This is a genomic window from Nocardia sp. CC227C, assembly GCF_030767025.1.
Taxonomy (GTDB): domain Bacteria; phylum Actinomycetota; class Actinomycetes; order Mycobacteriales; family Mycobacteriaceae; genus Nocardia.
Genome location: NZ_JASITE010000005.1, coordinates 340065 through 360899, shown reverse-complemented (window position 1 = coordinate 360899; position 20835 = coordinate 340065). Strand labels below are relative to the sequence as shown.

General features: G+C 68.7%; 17 protein-coding genes. 6 read left to right on the top strand and 11 right to left on the bottom strand.

Annotated elements, in window-relative coordinates; translation table 11 throughout:
* The first annotated feature begins 89 nt into the window (after positions 1-89).
* Positions 90-512, top strand: coding sequence for a holo-ACP synthase (locus tag QMO76_RS12760; RefSeq protein WP_306361451.1), 423 nt, complete (start codon positions 90-92; stop codon positions 510-512).
* 30 nt (positions 513-542) lie between these two features.
* On the opposite strand, the gene QMO76_RS12755 is transcribed toward QMO76_RS12760, so the two are convergent.
* The gene (locus QMO76_RS12755; protein ID WP_306361602.1) at positions 543-1172 is read right to left on the bottom strand and encodes a TetR/AcrR family transcriptional regulator; all 630 of its coding nucleotides are present in this window, start codon (positions 1170-1172) and stop codon (positions 543-545) included.
* Between the two features lie 275 nt (positions 1173-1447).
* Here QMO76_RS12755 and QMO76_RS12750 point away from each other — a divergent pair, with 275 nt between their 5' ends.
* Positions 1448-2731 (top strand): hypothetical protein, encoded by a 1284-nt coding sequence (locus tag QMO76_RS12750; RefSeq protein ID WP_306361450.1) that lies wholly within the window; start codon positions 1448-1450, stop codon positions 2729-2731.
* Positions 2732-2798: 67 nt separating this feature from the next.
* Here the strand turns inward: QMO76_RS12750 and bcp are convergent, their stop codons facing one another.
* Positions 2799-3272: a thioredoxin-dependent thiol peroxidase gene (bcp, locus tag QMO76_RS12745; protein ID WP_306361449.1), complete on the bottom strand. Its 474-nt coding sequence runs from the start codon at positions 3270-3272 to the stop codon at positions 2799-2801.
* A 160-nt stretch (positions 3273-3432) separates the two neighbouring features.
* Between bcp and QMO76_RS12740 the strand changes: the two genes are divergently transcribed.
* Positions 3433-3657 (top strand): DUF3618 domain-containing protein, encoded by a 225-nt coding sequence (locus tag QMO76_RS12740; RefSeq protein WP_306361448.1) that lies wholly within the window; start codon positions 3433-3435, stop codon positions 3655-3657.
* An 83-nt stretch (positions 3658-3740) separates the two neighbouring features.
* On the opposite strand, the gene QMO76_RS12735 is transcribed toward QMO76_RS12740, so the two are convergent.
* Together QMO76_RS12735 and QMO76_RS12730 are read right to left on the bottom strand one after the other, a co-directional pair.
* Positions 3741-4040: an excalibur calcium-binding domain-containing protein gene (locus QMO76_RS12735; protein ID WP_306361447.1), complete on the bottom strand. Its 300-nt coding sequence runs from the start codon at positions 4038-4040 to the stop codon at positions 3741-3743.
* Between the two features lie 198 nt (positions 4041-4238).
* Positions 4239-5213 carry a pirin family protein gene (locus tag QMO76_RS12730; RefSeq protein ID WP_306361601.1) on the bottom strand — a complete coding sequence of 325 codons (975 nt, stop codon included), beginning with the start codon at positions 5211-5213 and terminating at the stop codon, positions 4239-4241.
* A gap of 59 nt (positions 5214-5272) precedes the next feature.
* Between QMO76_RS12730 and QMO76_RS12725 the strand changes: the two genes are divergently transcribed.
* Entirely contained in the window at positions 5273-5731 is a 459-nt protein-coding gene (locus QMO76_RS12725) for a MarR family winged helix-turn-helix transcriptional regulator (protein WP_306361446.1), read from the top strand.
* 13 nt (positions 5732-5744) lie between these two features.
* Here QMO76_RS12725 and QMO76_RS12720 read toward each other — a convergent pair whose 3' ends face one another.
* Together QMO76_RS12720 and QMO76_RS12715 are read right to left on the bottom strand one after the other, a co-directional pair.
* Entirely contained in the window at positions 5745-6806 is a 1062-nt protein-coding gene (locus QMO76_RS12720) for a crotonase/enoyl-CoA hydratase family protein (RefSeq protein WP_306361445.1), read from the bottom strand.
* 93 nt (positions 6807-6899) lie between these two features.
* Positions 6900-7244, bottom strand: coding sequence for a hypothetical protein (locus QMO76_RS12715; RefSeq protein ID WP_306361444.1), 345 nt, complete (start codon positions 7242-7244; stop codon positions 6900-6902).
* Positions 7245-7400: 156 nt separating this feature from the next.
* Between QMO76_RS12715 and QMO76_RS12710 the strand changes: the two genes are divergently transcribed.
* Positions 7401-9587 (top strand): DUF4132 domain-containing protein, encoded by a 2187-nt coding sequence (locus QMO76_RS12710; RefSeq protein ID WP_306361443.1) that lies wholly within the window; start codon positions 7401-7403, stop codon positions 9585-9587.
* Between the two features lie 51 nt (positions 9588-9638).
* Here the strand turns inward: QMO76_RS12710 and QMO76_RS12705 are convergent, their stop codons facing one another.
* The gene (locus tag QMO76_RS12705; RefSeq protein ID WP_306361442.1) at positions 9639-10085 is read right to left on the bottom strand and encodes a MarR family winged helix-turn-helix transcriptional regulator; all 447 of its coding nucleotides are present in this window, start codon (positions 10083-10085) and stop codon (positions 9639-9641) included.
* Between the two features lie 77 nt (positions 10086-10162).
* On the opposite strand from QMO76_RS12705, the gene QMO76_RS12700 reads away from it, so the two are divergent.
* The gene (locus QMO76_RS12700; protein ID WP_306361441.1) at positions 10163-10537 is read left to right on the top strand and encodes a cupin domain-containing protein; all 375 of its coding nucleotides are present in this window, start codon (positions 10163-10165) and stop codon (positions 10535-10537) included.
* A 26-nt stretch (positions 10538-10563) separates the two neighbouring features.
* On the opposite strand, the gene QMO76_RS12695 is transcribed toward QMO76_RS12700, so the two are convergent.
* The 4 genes from QMO76_RS12695 to QMO76_RS12680 form a co-directional block, all read right to left on the bottom strand.
* Positions 10564-11394: an ion transporter gene (locus QMO76_RS12695; RefSeq protein ID WP_306361440.1), complete on the bottom strand. Its 831-nt coding sequence runs from the start codon at positions 11392-11394 to the stop codon at positions 10564-10566.
* Positions 11395-11557: 163 nt separating this feature from the next.
* A complete protein-coding gene (locus QMO76_RS12690) occupies positions 11558-12133 on the bottom strand; it encodes a TerD family protein (protein ID WP_306361439.1) in 576 nt (191 codons plus the stop codon).
* Between the two features lie 252 nt (positions 12134-12385).
* A complete protein-coding gene (locus tag QMO76_RS12685; protein WP_306361438.1) occupies positions 12386-12964 on the bottom strand; it encodes a DUF421 domain-containing protein in 579 nt (192 codons plus the stop codon).
* Positions 12965-13221: 257 nt separating this feature from the next.
* Positions 13222-20715 (bottom strand): LamG-like jellyroll fold domain-containing protein, encoded by a 7494-nt coding sequence (locus tag QMO76_RS12680; protein WP_306361437.1) that lies wholly within the window; start codon positions 20713-20715, stop codon positions 13222-13224.
* Positions 20716-20835 lie beyond the last annotated feature (120 nt).

Genomic DNA, 20835 nt, shown 5'->3' with positions numbered 1-20835 from the left:
ATCCAGCGGAGCCTACGGAAACCCGTAGGCTCCGCTGGTATGTTCAGCCGACCACGACTGCACACCGACGGACGAGGAGTTGCGGCGCGTTGACGATCCTGGGTATCGGACTGGACCTGGTGACGATCTCGGAGTTCTCCGAGCAGTTGAATCGCACCGGAACGACCATGTTGCGGGAAAGCTTCACCGCGGGGGAGCGCCGCTACTGCGAGAGCAAGTCCACCGATTCGGCCCGCAGCTACGCGGCCCGCTGGGCGGCGAAGGAAGCGGTCCTCAAGGCTTGGGCCTCCTCGCGTTTCGCCCGCAGCCCCCAGGTCGGCGACAATCCGTACCCGCTCATCGAGGTGGTCAACGACGCCTGGGGCCGCCCCAGCATCCGATTGCACGGCCTGGCCGCGGAATTCCTGCCGCGCGTGCGAATCCACCTGTCGCTCACCCACGACGGCGATACCGCGGCCGCCATGGTGGTGCTGGAGGATCCGGGCGAGCTGGCCGACCTCATCGGCCAGTGACCACCGCGCCGCGCGGCCGGCCCGAGTTCTCTAGCCCGAGTTCTTCTGCCCGCCCGTGCGCGATTCCTTCTCGGCGATCAGCAGATACGCCACCATGAGGCGCTTCAACTCCGCCACCGCCGCGTCGTGGCTGAGCCCGTCCTGCACCGAGAAATTCAGCATCGAGTACACGACGTGCACCAGCACCTGCGCCATCATGGACCGGCGGGCACGGGGTGTGCGCGGCATCAGCGGCCGCAGCATCTGCGCCACCACCTCCGCGAACTCCTTCTCGTGAATCGCGCCGGTGGTCCGGGTCGACGGCGTGGACTGCATGGCGAGCCACACCTCGCGCCGGGACGGATCGGTCATCCACAGCTGCGCCAGATGGTCCACGAAGCTGTTCATGTACCGCAGCCAGTCCATGGAAGGTACTTCGCCGTGGAAGTTGGCCAGCTCCTGCGAAACCGCCACCAGGTCTTGGCGATTGAGTTCGCAGACGATCACGTACTTGTTGGCGAAGAACTGGTACAGCGTGCCGATGGGCACTTCCGCGCGGGCCGCCACCTCTTCACAGGTGAAGGATTCGAAACCCACCTCGACGAGCAGTTCCCTGGACGATTGGAGCAGTGCGTCGAATTTCCGTTTGCTCCGTTCCTGCGTCGGGCGGCGACGGGGCATCAACTCTTGCGGGTCGTCCTGCAACTCCAACGCAGGGTCGGGCCTCGGCGTTGCCCTCGCTCCCGTGCGCGCTTCCACGTTCAACAGGCTACTGGTAGCGACACGCTGATGACACGCGGCGGTGTCCTGCGTGTTTTCCGAAGGCCCATCGGTTATGACCAATCCGCGCCGAGTGTGGCGTCGAACACTCATTGCAGCTGCTTATAGCGGCTGGACTCCAACGCGCTAGGCGGAAGGCTGAATCTGTGGTTGTTCCTGCGGTAGTTCGATCAGCGGTGACCATCGGTGTCTCCACCGAACGCGGCACCGTCCATGCTGTGGCGCTCGCAGACGATGGCGAGAAGTTGCCCGAGCGAGTGTTGCTGCACCTCACCGGAAGGGCCGGCGGCGAGACCAAGGCGGACCTCGCCGCGGCCGTCGAGGCGGTCATGGATGCCGTCGCCGACACGATCGGTCCCGATCGCGACGTCGTGGGGGCCGCCGTCGCCTATCGCGATGCCGCCGAGCGGCGCGCGATCGTCACCCGGCTGGCCTCCGGGCGCTGGCACGAGGCGTCGCTGGTCTCGGCCAAGTCGTCGCATCTCGCGGCCGCGCGGGCCATGACCTGGGTGGACGAATTCGAGGATCTCGCGATCTGCGAGGTCGTGCCCGGTTTTCAGGCGTTCTCGCTCATCGACGGGGATCGCTCCCGGGTGCTGGCGGCGGTGTCGCTCACCGGCGGCGCGACCACCGAGGAGACGATGCGGGCCGCCGTGACCGCGGCCTGGGATCAGTTCGACGCGGCCGGGGTGCGTCCCGACGCGGTGGTGCTGATCGGTTCGGCCGCAAGCGAACCCACGGTGGTGGCGGCGCTGGAGGCCGGTTTCGGGGCCCCCGTCATCCCGTGTGCGGTGGCGGCGCAGGCCCCGGCGATCGGCGCGGCGCTGGCCGCGCTGCCGGAGACCGAGTACGCGGGCGAGGCGGCCGAGCGGATGAAGCGCACCCGCGGCACCGCGGCGCTGTTCGCGGCGGCCAGCGTGCTCGCGGGCGGTCTGGTGGCGGGTGGGGTGTACTCGGCCGGCGGCAGTTCGCGCACGGTGCCCGAGCCCATGCTCACCGACGCCCGGATCAATGCCGACGGCGGTCACCGCGGCGGCCCGCATCCGGCCATCGCCGATTCCGGTTCGGCGGTCGGATCGTCCAATGAGACGCACTGGGAACCCACCGTCGTCGACCCCTCGGAGGCCGGTGCGGCGCTGGAGGAGGAGCCCGCGGCCGAGCCGACCGTGGTGACCCTCGATCCCGGTACGGCCGGCTGGGGGCAGAAAGCGGACTCCGAGCCCGTCGGTCTCATGGAGCCCAAACCGCTGCTCGACGCTCCGCCGGAGCGCGAGACCGGCGTGGGCCAGCAGTCCATCATTCCGGCGCCGACCAATCCGGTCGGCGCACCCGACGGCCTCGGCCTGTTCCCGGGCGAATCCGCCCCGCCGCCGCTGGGCACGCCCGAATTCCAGAGCTGGTGGGACAGCCACTGGGCGATGATGCTCAAGTGGGCGGCGCAGATGTTGCCGCGCGTTTAGCGCTGTAGCACACCGGTACACGGGCGAAGGTCCGGCCAACCGACGGATGGCCGGACCTTCGTCGTGCTCAGACCGACAGGTCGCGACGCAGCTTCGCCACGTGCCCGGTGGCTCGCACGTTGTACTGGGCGGCCTCGATCTTGCCGTCCTCGTCCACCAGGAAGGTGGAGCGGATCACGCCGGTGACCTTCTTGCCGTACATCGTCTTCTCGCCGAAGGCGCCCCACGCGGTGAGCACCTCCTTGTCCGGGTCGGACAGCAGCGCGAAGGTGAGCTGTTCGTTATCGCGGAACTTGGCCAGTTTGGCGGGTTTGTCGGGGGAGATGCCGAGCACCTCGATACCCGCGCCGTTCAGTTCGGCCAGGTTGTCGCGGAAGTCGCAGGCCTGTTTGGTGCAGCCGGGGGTGCTCGCCGCCGGGTAGAAGTACACGATCACCTTGCGGCCCTTGAAGTCGGACAGGGATACCGGATTCCCGTCCGCATCGGGCAGGGTGAAGGCGGGGGCGGTGTCGCCGGGACTGAGGCGGTGGTTCTCGGTCATGCCAGCACGCTAGCCGATCCGGCACCGGGCTATACACTCGCTGGCAGGCCGGCACACATCGCGTTTGCCCTACTCACCACGGTGGATGTGGCGATGGGCGGCCGGCCGGCGGACGACGATCGCGCCGCCCATCGGGAGCGGCCTGAGACAGGAGTGTGACGTGGCGAGGGATACCGAGGACATTCAGCGCGAGATCGAGGCCGCGCGGCACCGGCTCGCGAACACCCTCGATGAGCTGGCGGTGCGCGCCGATCCCCAGCGGCTGGCCGACAACACCAAGCAGGCGTTCGTGGCGAAGGTGAACGAGCCCAAGATCAAGTACAGCCTCATCGGGGCCGGGCTGCTGCTGTTCCTGCTGCTGTTGGTGAAGATCTTCCGGGACTGAGCGCCCGGGTACTCGAGAAATGACGAACCCCCGGTGCGATCGAGGCACCGGGGGTTTCTGTCTGGGTGCGACGGTGTCGCGAATCAGACGGTGGGGCAGGCGAAACCGTCGCCGTCGGGATCGAGGTGCGGGCCGTAACCGGGCTCGCCGCGGAAGAGAGGCGCGTGCCCGGCGGCGCGGGCTTCGTCGCAGTTGCGGTAGGAACCGCCGGCCGAGCCGGTCTGCGACAGCTGGGCCGAACCGACCGCGGCCGAGCCGGTGTCGATGGTGGACGAGCCGGTGCCCGAGGATCCGGCGGGAACCTGGGCGACGGCCGCGGCGGCGGGGGCGAGAGTCGTCAGACCCGCGACGCTGGCGGTGACGAGGAGCCTGCGAACGTTCATGTATTCCTCTGTGTTTTCGTGCGTGTTCGTGCGCGATGGACGGGGCGGACCGGCTCGACGCGGGCGCCACCGCTGCCGGGGACGGCACGGTGGCCGGTCCGGTCCGCCGTCCACCATCACAACGGACCGTTGCATTGTCAACCGGTTGCGCTATTCATCGAGGCAGAAGCATTGCGCGCGGGTCCGTTTCGCCGCGTTTCACGCTCCGAGGCGGTGCCCCGTGCGGTGCTCCGCGGGAATATGACCCATTCGACCGGCTTGGAAATCCTCGATGGCGTCGATGATTTCCTGTCGGGTGTTCATGACGAACGGTCCGTACTGTACGACCGGTTCCCGAATGGGGCGACCGCCCAGCAGCAGCACTTCCATATCGCCGGTGCGCGTTTCTTGTTTCGCATCGGCGGTCACGGTGAGCGAATCGCCGTGCCCGAGCACCGCCAGTTGGCCCGCCGTCACCGGCCGGCCGCCGACCGCGCCACTGCCCGAGACCACGTAGGCCATTGCGGTGAACTCGCGTGGCCAGGGCGTTTCCAGCCGTCCGCCCGGCGTGATGGAGGCGTGTGCGTAGGCGATGGGCGTGTGGGTCGACCCCGGCCCGGAGAATCCGCCGACATCCCCGGCGATGATCCGCACCAGTGCCCCGCCGTCGTGCGAGCTGACCAGGGTCAGTTCGCTCGCACGCAGATCCTGGTAGCGCGGCACGGCCATCTTGTTGTCGCGCGGCAGGTTCACCCACAGCTGGAAGCCGTGCATCCGGCCACCGTGCGTCACCAGCTCCTCGGCGGGCAGTTCGTCGTGCAGGATGCCCGACCCGGCGGTCATCCATTGCGTATCGCCCTCGCCGATGGTGCCACCGCCGCCGTGCGAGTCGTGGTGGACCATACTGCCGTCGAGGACGTAGGTGACGGTCTCGAAACCGCGGTGCGGATGCCAGGGCGCACCCTTGGCCTCGTGCGGTTCGTAGGTGACCGGGCCCATCTCGTCGAGCAGGATGAACGGGTCGGCGGTGCGCAGGTCCACGCTGGGAAAGGGGCGCCGCACCTCGAAGCCCGCGCCCTCGCGCTGGCTGTGGGCGGTGACCAGGGTGCGGACCGTGCGCTCGTGTCCGGTGGCGGCGTCGGGGCGTGGGAGCCGCGGCAGCACCAGGATGTTGTCGACGGTGATGGCGGGCATGGGAACCTCCTGTGGGCGCTTGGTGTCCATGTCAACCATTGGCCGCTACGATCTATTCCATGGTGCGTTGGCTGAATGACGAGGAGCAGCAGACCTGGCAGTCCTATATCCGGATGCGGCAGCGTCTCGACGCCGCCATCGCGGCGGGGCTGGCGGCCGACGGGCTCTCACCCTCGGACTACGAGATCCTGGTCGCGCTGTCGGCGCACGGGGGAGGGCTGCGCGCCAAGGACCTCGGCGCGGAAATCTGCTGGGACAAGAGCCGCCTGTCCAAACATCTGGCTCGGATGGACGGGCGCGGCCTGGTCTCGCGCTGCCCGGCCACCGATGATGCGCGCGGGCGCGAGGTGCGGCTGACCGACGCGGGGCGCGCCGCCCTGGAGCACGCCGCGCCGAACCATGTGGAACTGGTCCGGCGGGCGTTCATCGACCATATGACCGATGCCGAGGCGGCGGCGCTGCGCTCGCTGGGGGAGAAGGTGGCGGAGGCGGTCGAGCGCGAGGGGGCGCTCGACTGAACTGCCCCGCGGCCTATTCGGCTGTCGGGGTGTAGTCCTCGTCTCCATTGCGGGCGAACTGCGCGCGCTTCCAGTCGCCGAACGGTTCGTCGCGCTCCCGGACCGCCTCGCGGAATCCCGCTGTCATGGAACGCATCTGGAAGGCGTATCCCTCGCGCGTGTGCCGCGAGACGCCGTCGAAGACCGTGCTCACCATGCCGGAGTTGGCCACGCCCTGATTGAGCAGCGCGCTGTTGAGCGCCAGCTTGGCCATGATGAGCTGGTTGATCGGCACCAGCGAGATCCGTCGCAGCAGTTCCTCGGTGCGCTCGTCGAGCCGCTCGGCGGTCGGCGCCTCGATGGCCAGCCCCCATTCCGCGGCCTGCCTGCCGCTGAGGCTGTCGCCGGTGAACAGCAGCCGCTTGGCGCGCTGATCGCCCACCCGGTGCGCCCACATGCCCGCGGCCGGGATGCCCCAGGTGCGGGTGGGGGGATAGCCGAAGCGGGCATCCTCGGCGCAGACGATCTGATCCGCGAACAGCGCGATATCGGTTCCGCCCGCGATGGCGAACCCGTGCACCTTGGCCACGGTGGGCTTGTTCGCGTACAGCAGGCTGGCGAAGCCGCGGTTGAACCGCGACATCATCTGGTAGTCGACCATGGGATCCCAGGTGCCCCGCGGGTCGTGGTTGCGCGCCTGCACCACCGGATCGAGCACGCCGCCGTCGGCCGTCCCGCCGGCCGGTCCGAAGCCGCCGCTGCCCGCACCCTCGGCGAAGATCGACAGGTCGTAGCCGCCGCAGAAGCCCTTGCCGCGCCCGCTCACCACGATCACGTGCACCCGGGGATCGAGATCGGCCTGCTCGACCGCGGCCGCCAGTTCGACGGGGGTGTCGGCGGTGATGGCATTGCCGCGCTCGGGCCGGTTGAAGGTGATGCGGGCGATGCGGCCGGTCACCTCGTAGGTGAGGGTGCGCGCGGTGTAGGAGTTCACCGGCTCGGGCCGATCCGCGAACAGCGAATCCGCACCGCCGGTCAGGTCGTCGCGCCAGGCCGCGGGGCGGGTACCGGCATGGTTCTGGTCTTCGGAGGACACGCAAGCAGTGAACGCCAGTTCATTTCTTGCTGTCAAGAGCCGATGCGATTCCGGCACCGCGTTCGCCCGGCCCGGTGCGGCAGGACGGACCGGTCAGTGTTCGCCGGTGACCCACGGCTTCACCGGCGGCTTCACCCAGGTGATCTTCTCGTCGGCATGGCTGCGCCGGGCCGCCGGATGGTCCGGGTGCCGCGCCGCCCACGCGTCCTTCGCGTCCAGCAGCCGCGCCACGACCTGCCACGTCTCCGCGCTGCCGGGCGGATTCACCCCCGCCTCCCGCGCCAGCTTGCGCAGCTGTGCCATGGGCAGCTCCCGCAGCTCCGCGCTGCTGATATCGCGCAGCCACACATACGCCGCCAGCCGCCGCGCCTTGTCCAGGCGCGCGTGTTCGGCGGCCTTGCTGTGGGCGTAGTCGTCGTTGTCCGCGGCGTCGTTCATGGTCCAGACCTTCGGATGGGGGCGATCCCAGGGTAGTCCCGGCCACCGACAGCGCCGCGGCGACCGAACCCGTCGGCGGCGATGCGCCCGCGCCGGATGTCGGGACGCTGCGGCATACTGCGCGAACCCTGTTCGGAGAATGAAAGATCGACACGAATGAGCGCAGCACGGCCCGAACTGCTCGTCGACCCGTGGTGGGAGCAGCAGGCCCGCACCGCCGCCGCGGCGGCGGCAGCGGAACGGGCGAAGGAGATACCGCTGGTACCCGGCCTGGAGCCGCCCGCGGAACGGAGCATCGTCTGGGCGCCGGGTGAACGGGCGCAGTGGCTGCGCCCCGCGGACCGACTGCGCCCGGCCAGCGCGCTGCGCGGTGCCGAGGACTGGGCAGAGGTGGTGCGCGCCTACCGTGACGGTGCGCTCACCAACCCGACGTATCAGGCGGATATGTTCGGTGCGGCTCCGGTCGAGCTGGTGGCGCCGCTGCTGCCGGAGTGGCAGCCGCGCTTCAGCGGCTCCTGGGCCGGGCAGAACCTCCGGATGCTGGCCGCCCGGTTCGAATGCGACGCGCTGCACGTGCTCGTCCCGAACGCGAAGTCCAGCGCCTACGACAACGGCCCGGCACTGGTGCCCTTCCTCGACGCCGAGGTGGCGCGACTGATGGCCGACTGGCTGGTGCGCTTGAAATCGGCGCGGCGCATCGCCCGCGGCTGGTTCGCCCGGCACGGACTCTCGGCCGTGCCCTACCTGGTGCCCGATGCGCTCGCCAAGCGGCGGGTGCCGCGTGAGAAGGCAAAGGCGGCACTGGCTCTCATCGCCGAGGCGCACGGCGCGCCGGAGGTGGTGGCCGCTGCCCGCGGGTTCGGCGACGAGGCGGCGGCCGGTATCGCGCGGCTGCTCGGCGAGGGGACCCCGGAGGTCGTCTCGGCAGGACCGGTCGCCAAACCCGCCCGACCGCCCAAACTGCCCTGGCTGGACCGCGACGCGCTCCCCGAGGTGCGTCTGCGTGACGGCCGCGCGCTGTCCGCCGCCGAGCGGGACAATCTGATCGGTGGGCTGGCGCTGTCGCCCGGATATCGCTGGAGCGGCCCCGCCGAGGCGTATCCGGGTCTGCGAGAAGCATTGGAACAGTGCGATTCCCGAACACTGGCGGCCTTCGGCTGGGCGCTGTTCGATCAGTGGTTGCGCGCCCGCATGCCCGCCCGCAACGCCTGGGTCGTCGACCAGTTCTGCTGGTTGGCCGATGACGCGGCCGTCGAGCGGCTGGGCGCGCTGCTGCTGCGCTGGCCGGGTGCGGGCAGCGACAAGCATGCCATCGGTGTGCTCGGGGCCGTCGGCACCGATGCCGCGCTGATCCAGCTGCACCGAATCTCGCAGCGCGCCAAGGCTCCGGGACAGCGCACGACGGCCGCGGGCTGCCTGCGTGCGGCCGCCACCGCGCGCGGCCTGACCGGCGACGAACTCGCCGACCGCCTCGTTCCCGACCTCGGTCTGGACGGGAACGGCACCCTGCTGCTCGACTACGGGCCCCGGCGCTTCACCGTCGGATTCGACGAACAGCTCGCGCCGTTCGTGATCGACGAGGCGGGCAAGCGCCGCAAGACGCTGCCCAAGCCCGGTGTCGCGGACGACGGCGAGTTGGCACCCGCCGCGTACCGGCGTTTCGGCATGCTGAGGAAGGCCGCGCGCGACGTGGTGGGCGACCAGATCCGCCGCCTGGAGCAGGCCATGGTCGACGGGCGGCGCTGGAGCACAGCGGAATTCGACCGCTACCTGGTCGCGCACCCGCTGCTGCGGCATATCGCGCGTCGCCTGGTGTGGACGACCGGCGCGACGAGTTTCCGGCTGGCGGAGGACTTCACGCCGACCGACATCGACGACGCCCCGCTACGGTTCGCCGAATCCGCGCGCATCGGCATCGCGCACCCGCTCGAACTGGGCGAGACGGTCGCGGCCTGGGGTGAGGTCTTGGCCGACTATGAGATCACCCAGCCGTTCCGGCAACTCGCACGACCGGTGTACGCGCTCACGCCGGAGGAACGTGCCACCCGCCGGATCGAGCGGTTCGAGGGCATCTCCGTGTCGGTGGGTGCGCTGCTCGGCCTCACCCGTCGCGGCTGGGATCGGGCCGCCGTACAGGACGGCGGTATCCAACCCGGTCTGAGCCGCTCGCTCGGGCACGGACTGGAGCTGGTCGTCGATGTGGACCCGGGGATCGTCGTCGGAGCCGTCGACATCCAGCCGGTCCAGAAGATCACCGAAATACGCTTCACCACAGGTGATCTGGATCTGTTGACGGACGTGGCCGCCTCGGAGGCGTTGGCCGATCTCGCCGGTCTCGGCTGAGCGGCGAGAACCGGCGGCAGCGGGGGAGGGTGATTCCCGCGCCGGTCGGTGTCACCAGGCGGCCGGTCGGACCCGTCCGGGCGTGACCACCCGCGCCAGCGCGTCACGCAGCGCGCCCACTGTCGAATCGCCGAGGGTGGCGGTCCAGTGGGCGGTGAGGTCCGCCGCCGCGGCATCGGCCGCCCGGGTGCAGGCCCACCCGCGGCCGGTCAGGGTGATCAGCCGGGCGCGCGAATCCACCGGATGCGGATTGCGCTCGGCGTAACCCTTGCGCACCAGCTCGTCCACCAGTTGACTGGCCGCCTGCTTGGTGACCCCGAGGTGTTCGGCGATCTCGCCGACCGTGGCCCCGTGCGGAGCCATGCGGGCGAAGGCGAATCCGTGTGTCGGCCGCACATCGGTGAATCCGGCGGCCACGACGCCCGCGTGGATGGCATCGGTGACCGCTGCGGCGGCGGCGAGCAGGAGCGGCGGCAGATCTCGAGCGGGTGCGGGCATGGGGAGATTCTGGCACTTGACAGGAAGGTCAACAAGCTTGACTATTTAGACAAGCTGCTGGACCAAAAGGAGATCCGATGCCCATAGTCCGCGCCGCCGAAGCTCCCGTGCATCACCTGCACGGCTCCCGTTTCACCCCGTTGATCCGCCCGTCCTCCGGCAGCGCGGAGGTCTGCGTCTGGAAGGTGGAGGTGGCTCCCGCCACCGCCGGTGTACCGCACCGCATCCTGAGCGAGGAAGCCTTCGTCCTGCTCGACGGCGCGGTCACCCTCACCATCGACGGCGTCACCGCCACGCTCGCGCCCGGCGACGCCGCCGTCGCCCCCACCGGCTCGACCATCGCCCTCGGCAACGACTCCGACGACCCCGCCACCGTGCTGGTATCCACCACCGTCGGCTTCACCGGAGAACTGCTCGACGGCACCGTGGTCGAACCGCCGTGGGCGAACTGACCGTTCCGCCCGACCGGAAAGGCGTTCTACACCAGTCGCTCTCGGTCCAGGCCGCGTTCGAGCGCGTCGAGGCGGGCGTTGAGGGCACGCAGCAGCTCCAGCATCTCCTGGCGCTCCGCGTGCGCGGCCGACTCGCGCGTCTCGAGCTCGGCGCGCTGATCCTGGTCATGGACTTCCTGGGTCGCGCTGACGATGATCGCGATGAACAGATTCAGCACCACGAAGCTGGTCAGCAGAATGAACGGTACGAAGTACAGCCAGGCGTAGGAGTACTCGGCCATGACCGGGCGGGCGATGCCCATCGACCAGCTTTCCAGCGTCATGATCTGGAACAGGCTGTAGAGGCTACGGCCGAGATCGCCGAACCAGTCCGGGAAGCGCTGGCCGAACATCTCGGTGCCGACGACGGCGAACACGTAGAACAGCAGTCCGAGCAGCGCCGCGGACCAGCCGATGCCGGGCAGCGCCTGGGCCAGCGAATCGACCAGCATGCGCAGCCGCCGCACCGTCGACAGCAGCCGCATCACCCGCAGCACCCGCAGGGTACGCAGCACCGACAGCGGCCCGACGGCTGGCGCCAACGCGACGCCGATGATGACGAAATCGAAGACGTTCCAGCCGGATCGGAAGAACCGCGGTCCGATCGCGATCAGCTTCAGTGCCAGCTCCACCACGAAGAACGCGAGAAAGGCGTGATCCAGGCCCGTCAGCAGCTCTTCGGCATGCGCGCGTGCCGTCGCGGAGGTCTCGATACCGAGCACCACCGCATTGCCCAGAATCAGCGCGGTCGTCGCGCTGCGCACCCGTGGTGAGTCGACCCACCGCTCCAGGGCCACCCGCCAATCCGCACGGGCCACCGAATCGACCGTATCCTCCACCGCCACACTTTCTTTCAGAGTTCGAACCCCGGAAAGCTTGGCACCCAGCGGATGTCGTGTCGAATCGTGCGGATGGTCCTGGGAGCGTTCGGGTCTCCCCGACGCGGGAAGCGCTCAGGGCGCGCTCAGGTCGACTGCGGCCTCAGATATTGACCCCGTAGTCGCGGGCGATGCCCGCCAGGCCCGAGGCGTAGCCCTGCCCGATGGCCCGGAACTTCCATTCCGCGCCACTGCGGTACAGCTCCCCGAACACCATCGCGGTCTCGGTGGAGGCGTCCTCGGTGAGGTCGTAGCGCGCCAGCTCGGTGCCGTTGCTGCGGTCCACGACGCGAATGAACGCATTGCGCACCTGTCCGAACGACTGCTGCCGCGCCACCGCATCGTGAATCGACACCGGGAAGAAGATATTGGTGATCGTCGGCGGCGTATTCGCCAGATCGACGTTGATCACCTCGTCATCGCCCTCGCCCTCACCGGTGAGGTTGTCGCCGGTGTGCTCGATGCTTCCCTCCGGCGACCGCAGGTTGTTGTAGAAGACGAAGTGCTGATCCGACGCCACCTTCAGATCCGACCCGCACGCCAGCGCGCTCGCGTCGAGATCGAAGTCCGTTCCCGTGGTGGATCGCACATCCCACCCGAGCCCGACCGCCACCGCGGTCAGATTCGGCGCCTGCTTCGACAGCGAGACATTGCCACCCTTGGCCAGGCTGACACCCATCGTGATTTCCTCCTCTGTATTCTTTCCTCGGCACAGCGAATCGTCCGCCGTGTCCGGCTCGTGCGCGCGACCGGCGGCAGGTTCGACCATAGTGTTTCGGGGCGGTGAGGTGTCGGCGGTGCGCCCACGAACCCGTCAGGCCCCGGCGACACGCCCGCCGATACTGCTCGCCGAGCTCGTCGGCCCGCTCGACGACGACTGTCGTATCGGTCATCCGTCCCCCATGTGCCGTGCGTAGATACGAGTTCCACCCTAGTGCGGGGGACGTTCCGGCCGTTCCGGGCTCATCGACGGGGTTGGGTCATGGCGGAGCAGTTCCGCCCCGACGACGTCGGCGAGCAGGCTCGGATCGATCGGTCGGCCCGAGCGCAGCACGCTGATGCTGCCGGAGGGTTCGAAGATCACGGCACCGACGTCATCGGGGTGGGCGATGCCCGCCTGACGCAATCTGGAATGCAGCTCCGCACGAGACACATGACAGGTCCGCAGGTGCGATTCCAGCACCTGCCGCCCTGCCATCAGCAGCACCGGCCGGTTGACCACCGCCCGCGAGCCGACCCGGGTCCCCCGCACCATGCCGACGAGTGCCTGAATGGCCACCAGCGTCACCAACGCGACGACCCCGCCGGCGAGGCGCAGCGAATCTCCCAGCGTGGCGCGCCCGATCACCGCCCCGAAGGCGATCACCGCGACCAGGTCGAAACTAGACATCCCGGACAACACCCGCTGCCCGAGCAGTCGCACCAGCACCATCATGACGAGGTACATCCCGGCGGTGGCGAACGCGACCGCCAACGCCCCCTCGACCGTGATCCCGAGGAGCTCAAACATCGCGCTCACCCCAGCGCCATAACCGTGGATTCGATATGCCCGGCATCGTGCCGCTAGCGTACGAACCCCGCCCCGGCCCGATTCGCTCGAGGCCGTCGAGCGAATCGGACTACGACCCCAGCCAGCGAGAGTCGCGGCATCGGCGGCAGGCGAATGTCCGCCGCCGTTGATCCGACAGTCCCGCCGGCAGCCTCGCGACATCCGGACGCCGTGGCTTCTCGTCGTGGACGCCGAGGCGGTCGGGCTCGATGCGGCGGTCAGGCGGTTCCGTAGTACTGGGCCAGGTAGGTGGTGATGTCCTCGGCGTTGGGGAGTAGTTCGGGCAGGTGCAGGGCCAGCGCGTTCTTGGTGGCGGCGGTGAGTTCGGTGCGGGAAGCGGTGGCGTCGCGGACGTAGGGTTCGAGGCGTTTGATCAACTCGAAGTTGCTGTCGATGTTCTCCGCGCGCATCGCCTTCTCCAGCGGGCTGGCGGTCGACGGCGGGATGGATTGCAGGATGCGGCTGATGTAGGTGACGCGGTGCATGATGCGCCAGCAGGGCGGCTTCTTCGCCGAGTGCTGGGCCTGGCGCAGGGCCGCGGCGTTGGCGTCCTGGCTCTGGGCGAGCCAGACCGGATCGACGACCTTGCCGTAGAAGTCCTCGAAATTGGCCTTGTCGGAGCCCAGGTAGAAGGTCATGAAGCGGTAGGCGTCGACCTTGCCGGGCACCTTGGTCGGACGCCCGGCGGCATCGAAGACCAGTTTGCCCCCGGTGTCGTAGCGATTGAGGTCGCCGCTGGGACCGCACGAGACGTCGAGGCCGAAGCCGCGGGTCGCATCCTTGGATTTGCTCTGCGTGGTGCTGTGCGAGGCCCCGCCGGAGAGTTCGAAGTTGATGCTGGCTCCGGCCCCGAAAACGCCGAAGGAGAGCCCACCGCCGCCGGAGGCCTTCCATCCGGTGGTGTAAGAGCTGGCCATGGTTTCGGAGACCACGTCGGTGGTTTCGCTGGTTTCGGCGAAGAATCCGCCCGCCGCGGTCCACACGTAGGTGTTGGCCAGATCGCGGCGCGCGAAGCTCTTCGCCACCTCGGTGGCGGCGCTGTCGGAGCCCTTTCTGTCGGGCGGGGCGACCGAGTGCCGGGACAGTTCGTTGAGCATGCGACCGGCGGCGTTCGCATTGGGGTCGGCGGGTGGCGTGGTCGACATCGACGCGTAGAGCCCGCGCAGCCGTTGCTGTTCGCGCTGAATCCGGCGCTTGATGCCGTAGGCCTCGGTCGGTTTGAAGTAGCTGTACTCTCCCCGCCCGGCGGCCTGCGGGTAGTCGGGATCGAGGACCTTGCCGGCGTCGGTGGAACCGATCGAGCCGTCCAGGGTGCCCTGCTTGGTGTAGCGGGGGTTGATCGGGAACGGGATGAGGTTCCAGTCGCGCGGGATATCCGGGCTCGGCAGAATCCGGTAGGAGACCAGCGCGTTGTTGTGTGCCAGCCGGATCGCGAAGAGGTCGACCGTCTCGGACCGGACGACGGCGAACCCGGTGTTCGCCGGTAGGAAACGCCGCCCCACCGCCGCATTGAGCAGCTTGGCCGGGTCCTCCCACGAACCGGTCAATTTGACCGAGGTGGCACGGGTGGTGGCGATGCCGCGCTGGATCTTGTGGTCGCTGGTCCATCCGTGCGAGAAGTTGTATCCGCCACCGAATTTCACGCTCGGCGCCACCTCTCCCAGCGGTGTGGTGATACCGACGCCGAGCGGTGCGGCGACCGAGCGGATGTCAGCCTTCCACGACAGTTCCAAGGAGGCTTCGAACGCGAAGTTCGTGCTGTCGGAACTGTTGGAAGCCTGCGCGACGGTGACCGAATCCGATTGCCGGAAGGCGACACTGGAGGTTCCGGTGAGGTCGGCGGTGCTCGAGCCGGTGAGGTTCTCCGACGGCACCGGCGGCGCGCCCTCGATATAGCCGATGATCTGCGGATCGAACTGTGCCTGGCCGATCCATTCGGTGACCAGATTGCCGATCTTGTATCCGGTGATCAGGTACCACTTGTCACCGCGGCGATAGCTGTAGCAGCGCTTCATCACTCCGGTGAGCCGCCCCTGGTGGTCGATCTGGGCGTCGGCGTATTCGGTGGCCGCCGGGATATTGCTGATCCGGTCCTGGAAGGCGGTCGACACACCCGACAGCGCCGAGCGCACCTGCGCGGTGTCGGTGGACAGCGGCGCGGTGGACAGCACCATCCGGGGCTTCTGGTCGGTGCTGCCGAACTCGAGATCGTTGCCTCGTAATCCACTGTCCCGCAACGCGGATGTGGCGTCCGCGCCCAGTGCGAGGTCGAAGCTGTAGCAGGCGATGAGCTGATCCCTCTCACCCTTCAGCCGGGTGAACAGGTTGTCGAGGATCTGTTCCTGGGTGCGCAGCGTGTGCCACACCCGAACCTCCTCCAGCACGCCGCTGAACGGCTCCTGCAGGGTGCCGCCCACCAGGCGGCCGCCGATGGTGAACTGGGTGTCGCCGTATCCGGCGGTCCGCAGATCGTCGGTGGCGCCGACTATGTCGAAGACCACCGCCTCGCCATTGCGGTACAGCTGCGCCGGGCTCGCGGCCGGATCCGGACTCCTGGTCCAGCTCGCGTCGTTGAGTTCGGCGCGGTAGGTGCCGGTGGTGTCGACGGTGACGTACCCGGAGTTCTCCTGGAACCTCCAGTGCGCCACCAGTCCCGAGCTGCGTGGCGGTGCTTCCCGGCAGACGTCGGCGGGGGAGCGGGCCACCCGCCACAGTCGCACCTCGCTCAGCGTCCCGCGCAGGCCGGCGGCGGCCGAGCCCACCCGCACCCGGCCGAACTCGAGTGGACCGGGGCCGCCCTGCGGGGCGCTGCCCTCGTATCGGCTCGTGCCGGCGGTGTCGCCGTCTATGTAGAAGTGAATCTCGTTGCCGCCCTTGCGGACCACCGCCAGCCGGTGGAAGGCGCCGACCGTGATGGGGCGGGTGGACTCGTGGTGCTGAGCATTGCCGTCGAGATCCACGAAGGAGAAACGCAGGATACCGTTGGACAGCACCTGTAGTTGGTAGGGCACCCCGCCGGATTCGCCGCTGCCGACACTGCCGAACGAGGCCAGGCCTTGAATCAGGCCGATCCTGTCGACGGTAGTGAAGACCTCGAGGGTGAGGTCCCCGACGATATTGAACGGCTCGTCCCGCCCGGCGTCGAGGTAGCCACCCCCGTCCAGCCGGATCGCCCAGGACGGTCGCACGGTGAGTGCCAGGTGCTCCCATTCGTTGGTCGGGAACGCGTCCCGGCTGCGCACGATCCGGTCGCCGAGTGCGGCGAACACCTGGTGGCCGCCGAGACTCGAGGGCGCTTGCGACGGGTTGCCGACGAGCTGTCCGTCCTGTCCGGCCGGTGAGCGATCGGTGGCGCGCTTGCCGGCGAAGGACCAGCAGCGCAGCAGTCCGGTCTCGCGTCCGCCGACGCGCCGTCCCATGTCGAGATAGATCTCCGCCGCGGAACGCACCCGGGACCAGACGCGGACCTCGTCCATCCGGACCTTGGCTGCCATCTGGGCTCGCGGCCAACCGGCCAGGTAGAGGTCACCGCCGCCCCCATAGGGCGTGGCGACGTCGCGCTGGCCGATCTTCTCCCCGTCGCGGTAGAGGATCTGCACGCCGTTGGCCCGGTCGTAGACCGCCGCCCAGTGATGCCATTGCAGGTCGGTGAAGGCCGTGGCGATGTTCAGGTCGTTGTTGCCGAAGAAGCCGAAGACGAACGTGTTGTCGTGGCGGAATCCGATGTGCAGCAGATTGTTCGCTGTTGGATCGCCCTGGACGACGAGGAACTCGGTACGTCCGGACACGGCCTGACGTTTGGCGAGGAACTCGATGGTGAAGTCGCCGCCCAGCGGAATAGGCCCGCAGTCCACCCGGTCCTTGCCGTCATCGAAGGTCAGCGCGGTCAGCAGCGGAGCCGGGGCGACGCCGAGGGTGTAGCGGGAATCGGAGCCGCCGGTACCGGTGTTGGCGTGCAGCACCCGCGCGCTGTCCGGCACCCGGTCCGGCAGTATCCAGGCCTCCAGGGTGAAATCGCCCGGGGCGGCGGTCTGGGGCAGCAGTGCCGCTGGCAGTGCGAGCCGATTCTGTTTGCCGTCGAAGCTGAATGCGCGTCCGGGAGCTTCGGCGCGCCACTGCATGGTGCGTCCGGCGACCAGACCGGCGGCGCTGCCGTTGACCACCGACCCGGTGGTCGAGGTGGCGTCCACGCGGATGCGGGTGGAGCCGGTGTGCAGCGAGACCCCGGCGCGGGTGGCGGTGGCCCATCCCGCGGCGTAGAACACCGACCGGATCTCGGTCCCCGCGGCGATGCCGGTGGTGTCGCCCGCCACCACGGTGAGGGACTTCGCCCCCGCGGGAGTGTGGGCGGCGACCAGGAATGCCTTGTCGCCCACCGAGATCGCACTCCCGCCCGGGAGGACGTTGGGCGTGGGTTCGGCCAGCGTGAGGGTTTTCGCGTCGGCCTGCTGCACGAGGCCGACCAGGACGGAGGTGGTGTCGGGGTCGCCGTTGAGGACGCTGGCGAACTGCACGGGAGTGCGCGGCACCTGCCGGAAGGTCTCCACTTCGGTGCCGGTGGTGATGGTGACGGTGCAGCGTTGCGGTGTGTCGCCGTCGGTCACGACCACGGTCGTGCCGGTGAGGTCGATCAGGGCGTCGCGGCTGACGAGCCGCAGCGGCGCGGTGTCGGTGGCCAGCTTGCGGCTGGAACGCGACACCGTGGTGTCGTAATAGGCCGCGAAGAACTGGCCCTCGCCGCCCCGGAAATACAGGGCGACATGACCGACGGTGCTGTCGGCCAGGAACGGGGTGTCCGGGGTCCAGGCGAAGGCCAGCAGGCCGCCCGCGTAGCTGAGTCCCCGGCGGTCGGCGCCGAGATAGGGCATCGGAAGCACCGTGTCGGCACTGCCCTGCGCACCGCCGGTGAGGACCGCCAATTCGTTCAGTTCGGCGGCCAGTTCCAGTTCGGCGGCGGCGATGCGGGCCTTCGCCTCGGCGATCCGCGCGGTCTTGCGCTGCGCGTCGTCGATCTTGGTGTCGAGATCGCTGAGCTTGTCGCGGGCGGTCTGCAGCGTGACATCGACCCCCGAGGGCAGGGTGTAGCGCTGGAAGATGAAGCGGACCGCCTTGGGATCGACGGTCTCGCCCTCGTTGACGGTGCGATAGCGATCCTCCTCGCCCGGATAGTCCTTGCCGCTGGCCATCGGCCGGAACAGCACCTGCCTGCCATTGGACTGGGCGATGATCTCGCCCTCGGTGGACGATGCGTCCGCGACGTCGATCAGAAACCGCGCCCACGAACCGCTGCCCGGCTCCGGTCCGGGAACACCGTGGGACATGTACTGGAAGTCGAAGAAGATCACGTCGGGGGCGCCGGTCGGCGGCTGACCGATCAGCGGGCCGTGGTTGTTGCCCGGACGCGCGTCCGACACCCGCAGCGGGGTGGCGAAGCCACCGCCGGGGCTGTAGGGCGGGGCGATGAGGTAGTAGGGACGGCCGTCGCCCGCGCGTACACCGGTATCGCGGATGCGGAACAGCGCACAGCCCTCGCGCGGGTCCATGGTCGCGGTCAGCCGCATCCCCTGATCCCCGGCCGGGTAGGCGGTCATGAACGAGTTGTCGATCGCATTGCGGATCCGATAGGTCCAGTTGGTAACCGTGTTCTCCCGGTCGTACTGGGCCTGGAGCCGGGCTACCTCGGCCGCGACGCTGGTGCGCTCGGCTTGCCAGGCCGCGATGGCCTGCGCGTCGGGCACCGGTTGGGCCAGCAGCGCTTCGTCGTTCGCGATGCGGGTCTGCAGTGCCTTGATGGCCTGCTCGAGTGCGCTGATGCGGTCGAGGTCCGGGGCCGTCGCCGGTTTGCCCACCGCGGGCAGGGTGATCCGGTCCGGCACCTGGGCCAGCCGACCATCCCGGCCGACCGCGAAATCCAGGGTGGCGACATAGGATCGGCCTGCGGTGCCGCCGGGCGGCGGCGGACCGGCGGTGACCCCGGCCAGCAGCACCCGCGCCTGCTTCTTCAGGGGTTTCTCATCGGTGGCGTACCCGGCGACAGCGTTCTCCTGCTGGAAATACAGTGTCGCGGTCAGACCGGAGACGATGGTGCGGTCCGCGAAGGTGAAGCTGTCGCGGCGCATGCCGGGTCGGTCGCCGATGGGGGCGTGGGAAGTCACCCAGGTCGCCTTGTTCACCGTGCCATCGGCCCTGTTGTCGGTCCGGTCGAAAAGCGTTGTGCCGGAGCCCTCGTCGAAGCGGTAGTAGGCGATCAGCCCGGGCTCGTTGCCGATCAGGCAGAGACAGCGGTCGCGCGCCAGCTCCGCCGGGGACCGGGTGCGGTTCCAGACGCGGATCTCATCGATCTCGCCGTTGTACCAGGCGGCACCGCCCTGTTGCGCACCGATCAAAACATCTGTGGTGGTGAGGGTTCCGATTGGCAGCAGGCCCGCACCGGACTGCACGCCGTCCAGATACAGTTCCGCGCGGTCGCCGTCGAAGGTGACCGCGATATGGCAGTAGGTGCCCATCGGTACCGGGCGGTCCGATTCGAGCAGCGCCGCGCCGCCGCGCCGCACCGTCACCGTTCCCTTGCCGCTGAGCGCCAATGTGAACGTGCCCTGGACCTGGTTGCTGTCGTGTTTGGTGAGGATGGTGCCATTCGGTGCGGTAGGCCGAATCCAGGCCTCCACGGTGCATTTCGGAGTGGTGAACGTCAACGATGCCGGGTTGTGCAGGTTGACGTAGGTGAAGGCCGTGCCGCTGAACCGCAGGGCCGTCTGGGCGAAGTCGGATTTGCTCGCCACGGGCACCAGCGGTTTGCCGGTGAACGGGCAGGTGCCGGGGCGTCGTTCGAAAACCGCTGCGGTGTGGGCGGGGTCGGGGCTGGTGTAGAACTGGCTGCCCATCGTGTTGAACAGCCCGTCGGCGGACTGCTCGATATTGAACGCGTCGATGCGCTGTGTTGTGCCGTTGCGCGCGAACAGCTGCCAGCGCCGGACGTCGGTCACCTGGGTGGGCAGTAGCAGAATGGTGAAGGCGCCGTCGGTGAGGTGGCGGACGAAGGTCAGTTCCTGGGTGGGCTCGTAGAACGGGTAGCCGTCCATGTCCTTGGTGCTCAGGGTATCGCGGTAGGACTCCGGGCGGGTGCGCTGACGGCTGCGCTGGTAGCGCACCTCCATCAGTGGACGAAGTTCGCTGCCCGCCAAGATGAATCGATCGCACAGCAGCGTGTTGTCGACGACGGCAACCCGTTCGGTACCGGCCGTCCCGGTCACCGTACCGTTCGGCAGTTTGAACACCATGTCCGCGTGCGCCGCATCGATGGATTGCCGGAACACCAGCACATTGGTGCCGTCCGACACCACCTGGAACGGCGCCGCCGCACCCAGCCGCGCGGTGGTGGACAGGAACGGGTCGATGTCGTCGGGGCGCAATGTTTCCGAGCTGCTCGCCTCGACGCGGCCGCCACGTTTGATGGTCGGCAGCACGGCCGCCCCGGCGGCGGCATAGCCCACCTGCGCGATCTCGTTCGGGAACTTCAGCTCTCGTGGGTTGTCACCCCAGTTCTCGGTGTCGTAAGCGTCTCCGGTGTCCCGCGACATGTCGAGTACCGAATAGAAGATGCGACGGGTGTCGTCCATCGCGAATGCCACGGTCGTGCCTTGATGCTGCACGAGGGTGGTGTGGAGGTAGCGTCGCTGGCTGTAGACCTTGACAAGCTGTGGAACGGGCATCGGAAGCCTCCTTCGACGCCCTTAATTAAACGCCGAAAGTTGCGGTGCCACAGTGGAATAGAGCTGGTTGGCCGATATGAGGGATGTCCGTCCGCTCGGCCGGCCGGTGATCCCGCCCCG